Source organism: Intrasporangium sp. Soil_C_50 (assembly GCF_057656595.1).
On the sequence record NZ_JBDGKB010000019.1, the window covers coordinates 17,698 to 32,054 of the forward strand.

Annotated in this window: 13 protein-coding genes and 1 pseudogene; 10 read left to right on the forward strand and 4 right to left on the reverse strand. The window is 73.0% G+C overall.

Annotation, left to right across the window (positions count from 1 at the left end; translation table 11 throughout):
- Nucleotides 1-93 precede the first annotated feature (93 nt).
- Together AC3A5R_RS21955 and AC3A5R_RS21960 are read left to right on the forward strand one after the other, a co-directional pair.
- The gene (locus AC3A5R_RS21955) at nucleotides 94-1,422 is read left to right on the forward strand and encodes an amino acid permease (protein ID WP_487622904.1); all 1,329 of its coding nucleotides are present in this window, start codon (nucleotides 94-96) and stop codon (nucleotides 1,420-1,422) included.
- 57 nt (nucleotides 1,423-1,479) lie between these two features.
- The gene (locus AC3A5R_RS21960; RefSeq protein ID WP_487622905.1) at nucleotides 1,480-3,429 is read left to right on the forward strand and encodes an APC family permease; all 1,950 of its coding nucleotides are present in this window, start codon (nucleotides 1,480-1,482) and stop codon (nucleotides 3,427-3,429) included.
- A 48-nt stretch (nucleotides 3,430-3,477) separates the two neighbouring features.
- Here the strand turns inward: AC3A5R_RS21960 and AC3A5R_RS21965 are convergent, their stop codons facing one another.
- Nucleotides 3,478-4,011, reverse strand: a complete 534-nt coding sequence (locus tag AC3A5R_RS21965; RefSeq protein WP_487622906.1) for a GNAT family N-acetyltransferase — start codon at nucleotides 4,009-4,011, stop codon at nucleotides 3,478-3,480.
- Between the two features lie 459 nt (nucleotides 4,012-4,470).
- Between AC3A5R_RS21965 and AC3A5R_RS21970 the strand changes: the two genes are divergently transcribed.
- The 4 genes from AC3A5R_RS21970 (at nucleotide 4,471) to AC3A5R_RS21985 (ending at nucleotide 8,844) form a co-directional block, all read left to right on the forward strand.
- Nucleotides 4,471-6,051 carry a helix-turn-helix domain-containing protein gene (locus AC3A5R_RS21970; RefSeq protein WP_487622907.1) on the forward strand — a complete coding sequence of 527 codons (1,581 nt, stop codon included), beginning with the start codon at nucleotides 4,471-4,473 and terminating at the stop codon, nucleotides 6,049-6,051.
- A 134-nt stretch (nucleotides 6,052-6,185) separates the two neighbouring features.
- Complete coding sequence (locus tag AC3A5R_RS21975) at nucleotides 6,186-6,986, forward strand: glycerophosphodiester phosphodiesterase (protein ID WP_487622908.1); 801 nt, start codon at nucleotides 6,186-6,188, stop codon at nucleotides 6,984-6,986.
- A gap of 106 nt (nucleotides 6,987-7,092) precedes the next feature.
- Complete coding sequence (locus tag AC3A5R_RS21980; RefSeq protein ID WP_487622909.1) at nucleotides 7,093-7,563, forward strand: YciI family protein; 471 nt, start codon at nucleotides 7,093-7,095, stop codon at nucleotides 7,561-7,563.
- Nucleotides 7,564-8,844: a sigma-70 family RNA polymerase sigma factor gene (locus AC3A5R_RS21985; protein WP_487622910.1), complete on the forward strand. Its 1,281-nt coding sequence runs from the start codon at nucleotides 7,564-7,566 to the stop codon at nucleotides 8,842-8,844. It abuts the gene before it with no gap.
- Here the strand turns inward: AC3A5R_RS21985 and AC3A5R_RS21990 are convergent.
- Nucleotides 8,831-9,373 (reverse strand): DinB family protein, encoded by a 543-nt coding sequence (locus AC3A5R_RS21990; RefSeq protein ID WP_487622911.1) that lies wholly within the window; start codon nucleotides 9,371-9,373, stop codon nucleotides 8,831-8,833. The genes AC3A5R_RS21985 and AC3A5R_RS21990 overlap by 14 nt on opposite strands.
- 72 nt (nucleotides 9,374-9,445) lie before the next feature.
- Here AC3A5R_RS21990 and AC3A5R_RS21995 point away from each other — a divergent pair, with 72 nt between their 5' ends.
- From AC3A5R_RS21995 to AC3A5R_RS22005, 3 genes are all read left to right on the forward strand, one after another.
- Nucleotides 9,446-10,072, forward strand: coding sequence for a LysE family translocator (locus AC3A5R_RS21995; RefSeq protein ID WP_487622912.1), 627 nt, complete (start codon nucleotides 9,446-9,448; stop codon nucleotides 10,070-10,072).
- 96 nt (nucleotides 10,073-10,168) lie between these two features.
- Nucleotides 10,169-11,629 (forward strand): FAD-binding oxidoreductase, encoded by a 1,461-nt coding sequence (locus tag AC3A5R_RS22000; protein ID WP_487622913.1) that lies wholly within the window; start codon nucleotides 10,169-10,171, stop codon nucleotides 11,627-11,629.
- The gene (locus AC3A5R_RS22005; RefSeq protein ID WP_487622914.1) at nucleotides 11,626-12,927 is read left to right on the forward strand and encodes a class I SAM-dependent methyltransferase; all 1,302 of its coding nucleotides are present in this window, start codon (nucleotides 11,626-11,628) and stop codon (nucleotides 12,925-12,927) included. The genes AC3A5R_RS22000 and AC3A5R_RS22005 overlap by 4 nt, the downstream gene beginning before the upstream one ends.
- 59 nt (nucleotides 12,928-12,986) lie before the next feature.
- Here AC3A5R_RS22005 and AC3A5R_RS22010 read toward each other — a convergent pair whose 3' ends face one another.
- Nucleotides 12,987-13,247, reverse strand: a complete 261-nt coding sequence (locus AC3A5R_RS22010) for a metal-sensitive transcriptional regulator (protein ID WP_487622915.1) — start codon at nucleotides 13,245-13,247, stop codon at nucleotides 12,987-12,989.
- 64 nt (nucleotides 13,248-13,311) lie between these two features.
- A complete protein-coding gene (locus AC3A5R_RS22015; RefSeq protein WP_487622916.1) occupies nucleotides 13,312-13,845 on the reverse strand; it encodes a hemerythrin domain-containing protein in 534 nt (177 codons plus the stop codon).
- Nucleotides 13,846-13,980: 135 nt separating this feature from the next.
- On the opposite strand from AC3A5R_RS22015, the pseudogene AC3A5R_RS22020 reads away from it, so the two are divergent.
- Nucleotides 13,981-14,199: pseudogene (locus AC3A5R_RS22020) on the forward strand (ECF-type sigma factor); the annotation flags it as partial.
- Nucleotides 14,200-14,357 lie beyond the last annotated feature (158 nt).

Sequence of the window (14,357 nt, forward strand, 5' to 3'; positions counted from 1 at the left end):
GGTCAGAGTAGGCCGAGCGAGCCTCGATTGGCCCAAACGGTTCGGCTTGGAATGGACCTTCTGACCGGGCCACCGTGGCTGCAGTCTGGGCCCATGACCTCGACCGCCGCCCGCGAGCCCGCTCTCCCCGCGCTCCCGGGGCTCCCCGCTCCGGCCACCGGGGCCGCTCCCGCCCCGGTGGGCGGCGGCCTGACGGTCCCGCAGGGCACGGCGCTGTCGGTCGGCGCCGTGCTCGGCACCGGCGTCATCACGCTGCCGGCCCTCGCCGCCGGGATCGCCGGGCCCGCCTCGCTCGTCGCGTGGGCCGCTCTCGTCGTCCTGTCCGTGCCGCTCGCGAGCACCTTCGCAGCGCTCGGTGCCCGGCACCCCGACGGCGGTGGCGTGTCGACCTACGTGCGCCGTGCCTTCGGCGACCGGGCTGCCGGCGCCGTCGGCTGGTGCTTCTTCCTCGCCATCCCGGTCGGCGCGCCCCCGGCGTCGATGATGGCGGGCGGGTACGTCGCCGACGTCGTCGGCGGCGGGCGCACGACGACGCTCGTCGTGGCGGCGGCGCTCATCCTCGGCACCGGCCTCATGAACGCCGCCGGCCTGCGCTTCTCCGGACGCGTCCAGCTCGGCCTCGCCACGATGCTCGCCCTCCTCATGACGGCGACGATGGCCGTGGCCCTGCCGCACGGGCACACCGGGTCGCTGACGCCGTTCGCACCGCACGGCTGGGGCGCCGTCGGGTCGGCCGCGGCCGTCCTCGTGTGGGGCTTCGCCGGCTGGGAGGCAGTCGCCTCGCTCGCGGGCGACTACCGCAACCCGCGGCGCGACGTGCCCCGCGCCACCGGCATCGCCGTCGCCGTCGTCGGGGTGCTCTACATCGGCCTCGCGGCGACGAGCGTCCTCGTGCTCGGCCCGGCCGCTGGCGCGAGCGCCGCCCCGTTGTCCGACCTCATGGCGATCGCCCTCGGCGAGCAGGCCCGGGTCGTCACCGCCGTCGTCGCGGTCCTGCTCACCGTCGGGGCGATGAACGCCTACTTCGCCGGCGGGTCGCGGCTCGGGGCGTCGCTGGCCCGCGAGGGCGCCCTCCCGGTCTGGCTCGCGAAGGGGTCCGGCCCCGGCGAGGTGCCGCGCCGCAGCATCGCCGTCATCGCCGGCGCCTCGGCGACGGCGCTGACGCTGACGGCCGTGCTCGACCTCGGCATGGCGCCGCTCATGCTGCTCGCCACCGGCTGCTTCACGCTCGTCTACGTGTTCGGCACGGCGTCGGCGCTGCGCCTGCTCGAGCGGGGGAGCGCCGGCTGGTGGTGCGCGGCCGTCGCGTTCGCCTCGGTCGTCGCGCTGCTCGTCGTCAACGGGCTGCACGCGCTGTGGGCGCTCGGGGTCGTCGGACTGTCGCTGGCCTACCAGGCGCGTCGCAGGCGTCGGGTGGCCTGACCACCCCTCGTCCTCGACTGGCGCCGGCACCCGGACCGGCCCCTAGACTCCTCCGCCGTGACGACCCCAACCGCGCAGCGGTTCAACCGGTGGTTCTTCGACGCGGACCCGCAGCCCGACCCGGGCGGCTACTACGAGCGCGAGGCCCAGGCCACCGCTCAGCACCACGTGCAGCCCTGGTGGCGCGTCATGTGCCTGACCGGCGTCGACTACTTCTCGACGCTGGGCTACCAGCCCGGCATCGCGGCGCTGGCCGCCGGCGCGCTGTCGCCGATCGCGACGCTCGTGCTCGTCCTCATCACCCTCTTCGCAGCGCTGCCGATGTACCGGCGCGTCGCCGTCGAGAGCCCGCACGGCGACGGCAGCCTGTCGATGCTCGAGCGGCTCCTGTCGTACTGGCCGAGCAAGATCCTCGTGCTGGCCCTCATCGGCTTCGTCGCCACCGGGTTCGTCATCACCATCACCCTGTCGGCGGCCGACGCGAGCGCCCACCTCATCGAGAACCCGTACCTGCGTTCCACGCTGAGCGGGCACCAGGTCGGCGTCACCCTGACGCTGCTCGTGCTGCTCGCCGCGATCTTCCTCAAGGGGTTCAAGGAAGCCATCGGCCTGGCCGTCGTGCTCGTCGTGGCCTACCTCGGCCTCAGCCTCGTCGTCGTCGTGCGCGGGTTCATCGCCATCGGCGACCACCCGACGGCCTTCGGCGACTGGATCGACGCGATGACCTCGGCCCACTCGGTGCCGTTCGGGATCATCGGCGCGGCCCTGCTCGTCTTCCCGGCGCTCGCGCTGGGCCTGTCCGGGTTCGAGACCGGCGTCGTCGTCATGCCGCTCGTCAAGGGCGACCCCGACGACACCCCGGCCAACCCGGAGGGTCGGATCCGCAACGCCAAGAAGCTGCTGACGACCGCGGCCCTCGTCATGAGCGTCATGCTCATCGGGTCCTCGCTCGTCACGACGCTGCTCATCCCGCACGCGGCCTTCGAGCCGGGCGGCCCGGCCAACGGCCGCGCCCTCGCCTACCTGGCCCACGACCTGCTCGGCGAGGGTTTCGGCACCGTCTACGACGCATCGACGATCGGCATCCTCTGGTTCGCCGGCGCGTCGGCCATGGCGGGCCTGCTCAACATCGTCCCGCGCTACCTGCCGCGCTACGGCATGGCGCCGGACTGGGCCCGCTCGACGCGTCCGCTGGTGCTCGTCCTGTCGTTCATCGCCGCCGTCGTCACGCTCGCCTTCAAGGCCAACGTCGACGAGCAGGCCGGCGCGTACGCCACCGGCGTCCTCGCGCTCATGACGTCGGCCGCCGTGGCGGTGTTCCTCACCGAGCTGCGTCGCCGGCACCGCGGCACGGCCGTCTTCTTCGGCGTCGTCAGCGCGATCTTCCTCTACACGATCACCATCACCGTCGTGGAGCGGCCGGAGGGCCTGCTCATCGCGCTGCTGTTCATCGCGCTCATCGTCGTCATCAGCGTGTGGTCGAGGATCGTCCGCTCCACCGAGCTGCGCGTGCAGCGCGTCGTCTACGACGAGAGCGCCAGGGCGATCCTCGACGACGCAGCCCTCGGGCCGCAGCCGCTGCGCTTCATCGCGAACAAGATCGACGCCGGTGACCGCGACGAGTACCGCGCCAAGTCGCTCGAGGTGCGGATGCACAACCACCTCAACGCCCGTCAGGGCGCGATCTTCCTCGAGGTCGAGATCAGCGACGCGAGCGACTTCGCGACGACGGTGCACGTCGGCTCCGCGGTGGTCGGCGGCCACTACATCCTGCGCGCGACCGGCCCGTCGGTGCCGAACGTCCTGGCCGCGGTGCTCCTCGACGTCCGGGACCGGGTCAGCAAGCCGCCGCACATCTACTTCGAGTGGAGCGAGAAGGCGCCGGGCCTGAACGTGCTGCGCTTCCTGCTCGCCGGCGAGGGCGACATCCCGCCGCTGACGCACGAGATCATCCGGCGCGCCGAGCCCGACGCGACGCGTCGCCCGCAGGTGCACGTCGGCGGCTGAACCCTGACGCCGCGGCGGACGCGAGGCGTAGGCCCCCCGACGGACGCGTCAGCTGCGGTTGGCCCACGCGTCGGGCGTCGTGCGGAAAACGCGTGAGGGCTCCTCGTACCACTTCGTCATCTCGCCGAGGTCGTCGAGGCCGAGCCGGCGGCAGACCGCCTGGGAGCGGTCGTTGGTCAGGTGGGTGATGGCGTAGACGTCGGGCAGACCGGCGTCGAAACCGTGCTGGATCACAGCCGCGGCGGCCTCGGTGGCGTAGCCGTGGCCCCACGAGTCGGGGTGCAGGTGCCAGCCGACCTCGACCTCGCCGTCCTCGGCGTCCGGCAGCGTCAGCAGCAGGACCGAGCCGGCCACGACGCCGGTCTCACGCACCTCCACGGCCCAGAACCCGAGCGGCGGGTTCTCACTTCGGACGCCGTAGCGGTCGATGCGCTGGTGCGCCTCGTCGAGGTCCTTCATGAGCACCGGCTCGCCGTCGCCGAGCCACTGCACCACCTCGATCCGGCTGAGGATGTCGAGGAGGCGGTCGGCCTCGTCGTGCGACCACGGCCGGATGACGAGGCGAGGGGTCTCGAGGTGCATGGCGCCACGATCACACCAGCCACCCCTGGCGTCCACGGATTTGTCGGGCGCCCTCTCAGGACGGCCGCAGGAAGGGCACGACATCTGGGACGTCCTGCTCGCCCCCTCTGCGTTGCTCCACGACACGAGCCGGCCGACGGGCCCATCGCCCGACCACGCGTCCGCACCGACGCTGGCTCACCTGGCGGAGCAATGCAGAGGCTCCCAATAGACGCCGCCTCCCAGACACCCCTCCCCCACTCCCTCTGCGTTGCTCCACGACACGAGCCAGCCCGACGGGCCCACCGACCGACCACACGTCAGCACCGACGCTGGCTCACCTGGCGGAGCAATGCAGAGCGTGTGATCAGCGACCCCGGCGAGTCGCCGCCGTCCACACCCCCGGCCGCCACCCGCGTGACGTCCACAGACGGCCCGGTGCGGCTGGTGACAGGCGCCCCACCACCCCACTGTCGTGGGATGAGCTCGAGCACGCCGCGACCCGTCGACCTCGGCGCTGAGGCGTTCGGCGACGCGCTGCGTCACGTGCGCCGCGTCCACCGGGTGAGCCAGCGCAGGCTCGCCGCCTGGCTCGGCGTGCCGCGGGCCCGCATCGGGCGGATCGAGGCCGGTGACCTGTCGATCAGCCTGCACGAGGCCATCGGCCTGTTCCGGGTCCTCGGCTTCAGGATCGTCCCCTCCCACGACTTCCCGTGCCGCCCGCGAGCGGTGCCCGAGGAGTACCGGGTCGGCGCCGAGAGCCCCAACCGGTGCACGGAGTGGTTCCTCGACGGGGCCATCACCTATCGCGACGACGCCGACCGGGCCTTCCCGGCGCACGGGGTCATCGACCCACGCGGGGTTCCCGACCACTGGGGGATGCGCTACGGCTGGGGGAACACCGACGGCCGGATGCCGTGGATCCATGACCGACGCGGCCCGCGCGCTCCGGAGGTCCCCTGGGGCCGGACAGGGCAGGATGGCGGCATGTCAGCGACGACCCCGCCCACGGCAGGCGGGCCAGACGGTTCCGACGCGCCTCCCGCGGCCCCGCTTTCCCTGCCCTCCTCGACGCCGCAGATCCGCGCGGCCGTCGAAGAGTACGCGGCGCGGCGGCCGGCCCTCGAGATCGCCACGCACCGGTTCATCGACCTCGTGCGCGACCTGCTCGACGACGCCGGCATCAACTACCTGACGGTCAGCGGCCGCACGAAGTCCGTCGAGTCGTTCGCCGCCAAGGCCGAGCGCCGACGCGACGGCGTGCTGGCGCACCCCGACCCCCTCGAGGACATCACCGACGTCGTCGGCGTCCGCGTCATCACCTACGTGCCCGACGACGTCACCGCCGTGGCCGAGCTGCTCGCCGAGGAGCTGGCGGTCCTCGACGACCGCGACCTCGGCAAGGAGACGGCCCGCTCCGGCCGGTTCGGCTACGCCAGCCGCCACTTGCTCGTCGGCATCGACGCGAGCCGCAGCGTGCCCCGCGCCTACGAGTCGCTGGGCCGGCAGAACGCGTCGGTACAGGTGCGCACCGTGCTCCAGCACGCGTGGGCCGAGTTCGAGCACGACATCCGCTACAAGGGCAGCGTCCCGGAGGAGCACGCGAGCGACCTCGACCGGCGCTTCACCCTGGCCGCCGGTCTCATCGAGCTCGCCGACCGCGAGTTCTCCGCGATCCGCGGGCGCCTGCAGAAGGTGCTGCCGGCGCGTCCGGCCGACACCGGAGAGCGCCCGGCACCCGGCATCGCGGCCCAGGACCTCGCCAAGTTCCTCGCGCACCGGTACACCGACGCCGGCTGGTCCCGCGCCGACCACTACACCTGGATCTCCGGCCTGCTGCTCGAGCTCGGTGTCTCGACGGTGGACGGGCTCTCCGAGGTGCTCGGGCCCGACGACGGCGCCGACCTCACCGAGCGGATGGGCTACAAGTACCCGCCGGGCGCGGTCCGGCGACTCGACGACGCCCTCCTGCGGAGGTTCGGCGAGGCCTATCTCGCCCTCGACGGCAACGCGCACCGCCGCGACTCCCTCGCCGCGCGCCTCGACAAGCTGCGCGCCTGAGCCGCCGGGAGCTTCTGCGGGAGTCGTGTCGATTCCGGAGACTGTTTCGTCCCCTTATGTGACGATACTCATCGCACGTCGGCTGAACGTCTGCCTGCGAGCAGCGTCCGAAGCCGCCGAGGAGAACCGCAGTCATGCCCAAGCGCATCATCCCCGCCCTGCTCGCCGCCGCAGCAGTCGCCGCGTCGACCCTCATCGCCTCCTCGGCCGCGCCGGCCGGCGCCGCGGCAGCCTACTCGCCGTTCACCGGCACCCCGATTCGGTGGATCATCGCCCACCGTGGCGCCCCGGCCCTCTACCCCGAGGAGGGCTCCCGAGGCTATGACCGCTGCCGCGCCAGCGGGTTCCCCCTGGAGGCCGACGCCCGCCAGCTCAAGGACGGCACCTGGGTCCTGCTGCACGACGCCACCGTCAACCGCACCATGTACGGCGCGACGGGACCGGTCGACGAGCTCACTCTCAGCCAGTGGCGCGCCGCTCGGCTGCGGGCCGCACCGTCCGGGCTCTACCCGACGGACCCGCCGGTGACCCTGGCCGACTTCCTCGCCCGCTACGGCGGCACCGCGCCCATCCTCCTCGAGCACAAGGCCGGGTCGACGGCCGGCTTCGTCAGCCAGGTCAAGAGTCGGGGCCTGCAGAAGAGCGTCATGGCACAGACGTTCGACTGGACCACCGCCAAGGAGTTCCAGTCCGCCGGCCTCATCCCGATGTACCTGATGGGCGCGACCCTGCCCATCGCCCCGGCCGCGATCAAGGCAGCCGGCATCCGTTACGTCGGCGTCTCCAAGGACATGGGACCGGCCAACGTGAAGGCGCTCCGGGCGGCCGGGCTGATCGTCGTCTCCTACACGGTCAACACCAAGAGCAACTTCAGCTACGAGGTCAACCAGGGCGTCAACGGCTCGTTCTCGGACAACCCGTGGGCGCTGCGCTGACCCGGCCGGTCAGAGATTCGTCCGGCGTCGTGTCGATTCCGCGGAGGCGAGTTCGTCAGGATGATGTGACGAGAGGCGTCACGCACCCACGAACGAGGAGCCGACCATGACCGACACGTACGCCTACATCATCCACGAGGGCGACTGGAACTCCGACGCCTTCCTCGCCGGCGCCCCCGGTGCGAGCGCCCCCGCCGGCAAGGACCCGTCCGCGCCCGGCAGCACGCCCGGGATGGGCGGCACCGCCGTCGCCACCGCCGAGGCACCGGCCGACCTCGAGTCCTCCTTCCCCGAGCACCAGGCCTTCCAGGAGGCCGTCGCCCGGATGGGGGCCCGCATCGTCGGCGGCGCCGCGCTGCAGAACGCCCGCCACGGCGGCACCGTCAAGCCCGGCACCGGTGACCGGAAGGTCGAGGACGCCGTCTACACCGACGGGCCGTTCACCGACACCGCCGAGGTCATCACCGGGTTCTACCTCGTCGAGACCGATGACGAGGACACCGCGCGTCGGATCGCGGCGCTCGTCCCCTCGGGCGGGCACGTCGAGTGGCGCAAGGTCTTCCCGACGGGGATGTGAGTGCCCCTCGCGCCGGGTGAGTTCGAGGAGGCGTGGCCGCGCATCGTGCGCGTCCTCGCCTCCTTCACCGGCAGCCTCGACGACGCGGAGGAGTACGCCGCCGAGGCCGTAGCGCGCGCCGCGGACCACGAGCGTCGCACCGGCACGCCCATCGACTCGTGGGCGGCCTGGTGCACGACCGTGGCCAAGCGGGCCTGGCTCGACGACACGCGTCGCCGCGCCACGCTCGACCGGCTCGCCCCGCAGCTCGCCCGGCCCGAGGCGGACCCCACCGCCATGGATCCCGACGACCTGGCCCGCGAGGGCCTCGACGACCGCCTCGCGCTGCTCTACGTCGCCTGCGACGAGGCGCTCTCCCCGGCGTCGCGGATGGTCCTCGCGCTCCGCGTCGTCTGCGGCCTCACGGTCCCGGAGATCGCCGGCCACCTCGGGGTGCAGGACGCCGCGGCCGCGGCCCGGCTCACCCGCGCGAAGAAGGCGCTGACGGAGGCCCGCGGCACCTTTCACGTGCCCGAGGCCGTCGAGCGAGACCGGCGCCTGCCGGTCGTCCTCGCCTGCGTGTCCGGGATGTTCACCGTCGCCCACCGCACCGTGCTCGACCCGGCAGACGCCCTCGCCGACACGGGCCGCCAGGCCCTCTCCATCGCCGACGCGCTCGTCGCCGAGCACCCGGACGACCCCGAGGTGCGCGGGCTGCGGGCCGTCATCCGGCTCGGCCTCGCGCGTCGGCCCGGCCGTCTCGACGCCGACGGCACCGGGCTGGCCCTCGACGAGGTGGACCGCCGCCGGTGGGACCACGCCCTCGTCGCCGCCGGACTCGACGACGCGACGGCTGCCACGACCGGCGACGGCCGCTTCGCGATCGAAGCTGCCATCGCCGGGCTGCACACCGCCGCCCCGACGTTCGCGGCGACCGACTGGCCGCGCATCGTCCAGCTCTACGGCGCGCTCGAGGAGCGGTGGCCCTCCCCCGCGGTCCGCGTCGCCCGCCTCGCCGCGACCGCGCACGCCCACCTCGCCGGACGCGTCCAAACAGCGACGCTCACGCATGTCCCAACGCTCGCCGACGTCGAGCGCGAGCTGACCCTGCTCGCCGACGCCGCGCCCGGTTACGCGAGCCGCGACGCCGCCCTCGCCCTCGCGGACCTCGAGTGGCGCACCGGTCGGCGGGCGTCCGCGGCGGCCCGCTACCGCGAGCTCGCCGAGGTGCTGCCCGCCGAGCCGCTTCGACGCTTCTGCCTGCGGCGGGCGGCCTCGGCCGCTGGCGTCACTCCCCCGTGACGCCGTCGAGCGACTCGCGGATGAGGTCGGCGTGGCCGTTGTGCCGCGCGTACTCCTCGATCATGTGCAGCAGGATCCAACGGAGGCTGAACTGGCGGCCCTCCTTGCGCGAGGACACCACCGACAGCCGGTCCAGGCCGCCCGCGGCGAGCGCCTCGTCGATGTGCCGGCGAGCGGTCGCGACCGCCTCGTCCATGAGCCGGTGCAGCTCCTCCGGGCTGTCGTCCTTCGCCGAGGTCAGCTCCCAGTCGGGGTCGGCGTCCCAGTCGGCGGAGTCCCACGGCTCGCCCATCGGCCGCCCGTGCAGCACCCGGCCGAACCAGCTGGCCTCGTTGAGCGCGACGTGCTTGAGCAGGGCGCCGAGGGTCAGGGTCGAGGGCGGGTGCGGCGTCGCGAGCTGCTCGGCGGTGAGGCCGGCGGTCTTCCAGCGCAGCGTGTCGCGGTGGTAGTCGAGGAAGGCGACGAGCGTCGTGGCCTCGTCGGCGGCGAGCGGCGGGTCGGTGCGGGTGGGATCGGTCGCGTCGGTCATGGCGCCCGACGCTAGTGTCCGGCCCGCGGAAAACGCATGTCGATATCTGGGGCGTAGGAGCACACTGGACCGGTGCCCAGCTCGAGCCAGTGGATCGCCTTCCTCGTCGCCTCGCTCCTGTTCATCCAGGTGCCGGGCCCGAGCCTGCTGTTCACCATCGGCCGCGCCCTGACCGTCGGCCGACGCGAGGCGCTGCTGTCGGTCGTCGGCAACGCCCTCGGCGTCACGACGCAGGTGCTGCTCGTGTCGGTCGGCCTCGGCGCCGTCGTCGCGGCGAGCACCACGGCCTACACGGTCGTCAAGGTCGCCGGCGCCGGCTACGTCATCTGGCTCGGCATCCAGGCCATCCGCCACCGCGCGGAAGCCCGCGAGGCACTCGAGGCCCAGGTCGCGGCCAAGCGCGGCCACGCCCTGCGCATCGGCTTCGTCGTCGGGGTCACCAACCCGAAGACGATCCTCTTCTTCCTCGCCTTCCTGCCCCAGTTCACGAACACGCCCGCCGGGCACGTGGGCCTGCAGATGGCCGTCCTCGGCGTCGTCTTCGGGGCGATGGCCGTCTGCTCGGACAGCGCCTGGGCGCTGGCCGCGTCGAAGGCCCGCGACTGGTTCGCCCGCAAGCCGGCCCGGCTCGACCGCCTCGGCGCGGCCGGCGGCACGATGATGGTCGGCCTCGGACTCACGCTCCTGGCACGCGAGTGAACGCCGCCATCGGGCCCGTCGGCGCCGAACATGTGATTTCGCTGGGAGCCCCCCGACTGGCCGCCGAGCGGCCCACGGCCGTGCTTGAGTAGGAGGGTGGCAACCGGTCAGGTCACCTCCCTGACGCGTCCGCCCGGCACGAGCGAGCGGCTGCGCGACCACGAGCGTGCCGTCGAGGCCGCCCGCCGGTCCTTCGCGGCCATCCCGCCGGGTGCCCGGGTGCGCCTGGCCAAGCGCACCTCGAACCTCTTCCGGTCCCGCACGCCAACGGACGCCCCCGGCCTCGACCTGTCGGGCCTCACCGGCGTCGTCGACGTCGACCCGGAGGCCTGCACGGCACGCGTCGGTGGCCTGACGACGTACGAGCAGCTCGTCGACGAGCTGCTTCCGCACGGCTTCGTGCCGCTCGTCGTGCCGCAGCTGAGGACCATCACCATCGGCGGGGCCGTCGCCGGTCTCGGCATCGAGGCGGCCTCGTTCCGCAACGGCCTGCCGCACGAGTCGGTCGTCGAGATGCGGGTGCTCACCGGGGCGGGCGAGGTCGTCACCGCCACCCCCGACGGCGAGCACGCCGAGCTGTTCCGCGCCTTCCCGAACTCCTACGGGTCGCTCGGGTACGTGCTCGACCTCGTCATCGAGCTCGAGCCGGCGCACCCGTGGGTGCTGCTGCGGCACGTCCGGTTCGACGGCGTCGCGGCCCTCGTCGAGGCGGTCGGTGCCGTCATGGCGGACGCCGCGTGGTCGGGCGAGCGGGTCGACTTCGTCGACGGCGTCGTGTTCGGCCCGCGCGAGACGTACCTGACGCTCGGGCGCTGGTCCGACGACCTGCCTCACGGGACGCGTCCGAGCGACTACACCGGCGAGCATGTCTTCTACCGCTCGATCCAGCACCGGCGCACCGACGCGCTCTCGGCCCACGACTACCTCTGGCGCTGGGACACCGACTGGTTCTGGTGCAGCCGCGCCTTCGGGGCGCAGGTCCCGGCCGTGCGGCGGCTCTGGCCCAAGCACCTGCTGCGCAGCGACGTGTACTGGAAGATCGTCGCCCTCGAGAACCGGTACCACCCGATGGCCCGGCTCGACCGGCTCCGCGGCCTGCCGCCCCGCGAGCGCGTCGTGCAGGACGTCGAGATCCCCCTCGACCGCACGGCCGAGTTCGTCGAGTGGTTCCTGCGCGAGGTCCGCATCGAGCCGGTCTGGCTCTGCCCGATCCAGCTGCGCGACAGGGGACCCCACGCATCGGCCTCGGCACGGGGTGCCGGTGCCGAGACGCCCTGGCCGCTCTACCCCATGCGTCGGGGCGAGCCGTACGTCAACGTCGGGTTCTGGTCGTCCGTCCCGATCGAGTCGGGCGACGCCGACGGCGACGTCAACCGCCGCATCGAGGACGAGGTGACGCGCCTCGGCGGGCACAAGTCGCTCTATTCCGACGCGTACTACGACGAGGAGGCGTTCGCGCGCCTCTACGGCGGCGCGCCCTACACCGCCGCCAAGCACAGGTACGACCCCGCGGGTCGGCTCCCGACCCTCTACGAGAAGGCGGTGCGAGCAGGATGACGACGCTGACGGTGGGCGAGGCGTTCGACCGGGTCTACGGGCCGGACGCGCCGGTGCGGTTGGTCGCGTGGGACGGGTCGACCGGGGGCAGCCCGGACGGTCTCGTCGTGCGCCTCACCGGCCCGGAGGCCCTGAACCATCTCGTGACGGCACCCGGCGACCTGGGCCTGGCCCGGGCCTACCTGCTGGGCGAGCTCGTCATCGACGACATCGACGAGGGCGACCCCTATGCGGTGCTCCGGATGCTGGGCGTCGGCCTGCATCCCAAGCGCCCGGGCGCGCGAGACCTGCTCGAGGTGGCGCGCCTCGTCGGGTCGAACGGCGTGCACGTGCCGCCGATCCCGCGGGAGGAGACGCCCGGGCAGCTGCGGCGCCTGGCCCACGGCCTGCGCCACGGCCGCACCCGCGACGCCGAGGCGATCAGCCACCACTACGACGTGTCGAACGACTTCTACGAGCTCGTCCTCGGGCCCTCGATGACGTACACGTGCGCCTGCTACCCCACCGAGACCGCCTCCCTCGAGGAGGCGCAGGCCTACAAGTACGACCTCGTGGCGCAGAAGCTCGGGCTGCGACCGGGCATGCGTCTGCTCGACGTCGGCTGCGGCTGGGGCGGGATGGTGCGCCACGCGGTCAAGCACTACGGCGTCACGGCCCTCGGGGTGACCCTCTCCCGCGAGCAGGCGACGTGGGCCCAGCGCGCCATCACGGCCGAGGGGCTCGACGGGCGCGCAGAGGTGCGCCACGGCGACTACCGCGACGTCACCGAGCGCGGCTTCGACGCCATCAGCTCGATCGGCCTGACCGAGCACATCGGGGTGCGCAACTACCCGTCCTACTTCCGCTTCCTGCGCGAGCGGCTGCGCGACGAGGGCCGGCTGCTCAACCACTGCATCACCCGGGCCGACAACCGCCACGCGGGCCTGCCGCAGCGCGGCTTCATCAACAAGTACGTCTTCCCCGACGGCGAGCTGACCGGGTCGGGCGACATCGTGCGCGTCATGGAGGACGAGGGTTTCGAGGTGCGCCACCACGAGAACCTCCGCGAGCACTACGCCCGCACGTGCGGGGCCTGGAACGCCAACCTCTCCAAGAACTGGGACCGCTGCGTCGAGCTCGCCGGCCTCGGTACGGCGCGCGTCTGGGGCCTCTACCTCGCCGGCTCGCGGATCTCCTTCGAGCAGGGTGACATCCAGCTGCACCAGGTGCTCGCGTCGCGCACGAGCAGCGACGGCGCGTCGGGGTTCACACTGCGGCCTCGCTTCGAGCCCAGCGACCTTGAGCGGCCCGTGGGCTGACGCGAGCCCGTCGCCGGCCGTCGCCGCGCGCCCGACGCCTCAGAGGTCGCCATGGGACCTCAGGCGAGCGAGAGGAACAGACGCTGCATCATGTCGACGTCCATCTCGTTGTTGTCGGGGTCGGCGAGGCACTGGCGCAGGCCGAGGGCGATGACGGCGAACCCGGCCCGGTCGAGGGCCTTGGACACCGCGGCGAGCTGGGTGACGATGTCCTGGCAGTCGCGGCCGTCCTCGATCATGCGGACGATGCCGCCGATCTGGCCCTGCGCACGGTTGAGCCGCTTGACGACGGCCTTCATCTCGTCGGGGTCGAGCTCCATCGACGGGCCTCCTGGTCTGGTCGGGACCCCCCGATGATACCCCTCGGCGTATCGGACGGGCGGTTCAGTCCGAACCGCCGAGGTCGACGTCGTAGGCCTCGTGGAGCATGTCGTCGCCCTTGCTCCGGTGCCGCACCAGCCGCGTGACGAGCCGGGCGACCTCCTCGCGGAAGACCGGCAGGTCGGCCATGGTGCCGCCGTGCTCGAGGACCGCGAGGTAGCCGCGGATCGAGTCGCGCAGGTCGACGTGCTCGGCCCGGAGCCGGCCTGCGGTGCCGGACAGGCGCGGCGCCGCGTGGGCCGCCCGCTCGTAGACGCCGCCGCTGCTCTCGGTCAGGCTGACATGGTCCTCGAAGTCGTGGGACAGCTCGGCGAGGGCGGCCCGGACCCGTTCGCGCCACATCCCGCCGCGGGCGAGCGGCGAGTCGAGGGCCGAACCGACGGCCGACACCGACTCGCGCAGCTCGGCCCGGTGGGCCCGGACGCGTTCCAGGTGGGTGGCGAGCCCGTCGCCTGCAACCGGGGCGGCCAACGGGCTCGCCGAGGTCACGGCACCGCGGCCGGGCGCGTGCTGCTCGAAACCGGTCTGTACGTCCATGGCGACCCCTCCATGCGCATCCATGGTCCACCCGCGATGCGAAGATCGTCCAGCCCCCAGTCTGTCAACCGTGGTTGACGACCACGCGCCGGGCGGCCTACCCTCGTCAACACAGGTTGACATCGAAGGGGTGGACGGATGGAGGTGGACGACGTGGTGCGCACCGCGATCGCGACCGGGGACGACGACCCTCGCGTGGCCCTCGCCGCGGCGCGCGAGCTGCGCCGGGCGGCCGACCGCACCGAGGCCACGGTCGTGCGGCGGGCCCGGATCGGCGGGATGGCCTGGACCGAGATCGCGGACGCGCTCGGCGTCAGCCGGCAGGCCGTCCACAAGAAGTACGGCCGCCGCTGAGGCACGCGCCGCGGGACCACCGTCCACAGCAGAGGCTCCAGAGGGACACCATCTCCTCGACGTCCTTGGTCGCCGCCGCCTCTGCGTTGCTCCACCAGGCGGGCCAGCTCGGCGTCCCTTGGTGTCGGCACGGCCGGTGGCTCACCTGACGGAGCAAT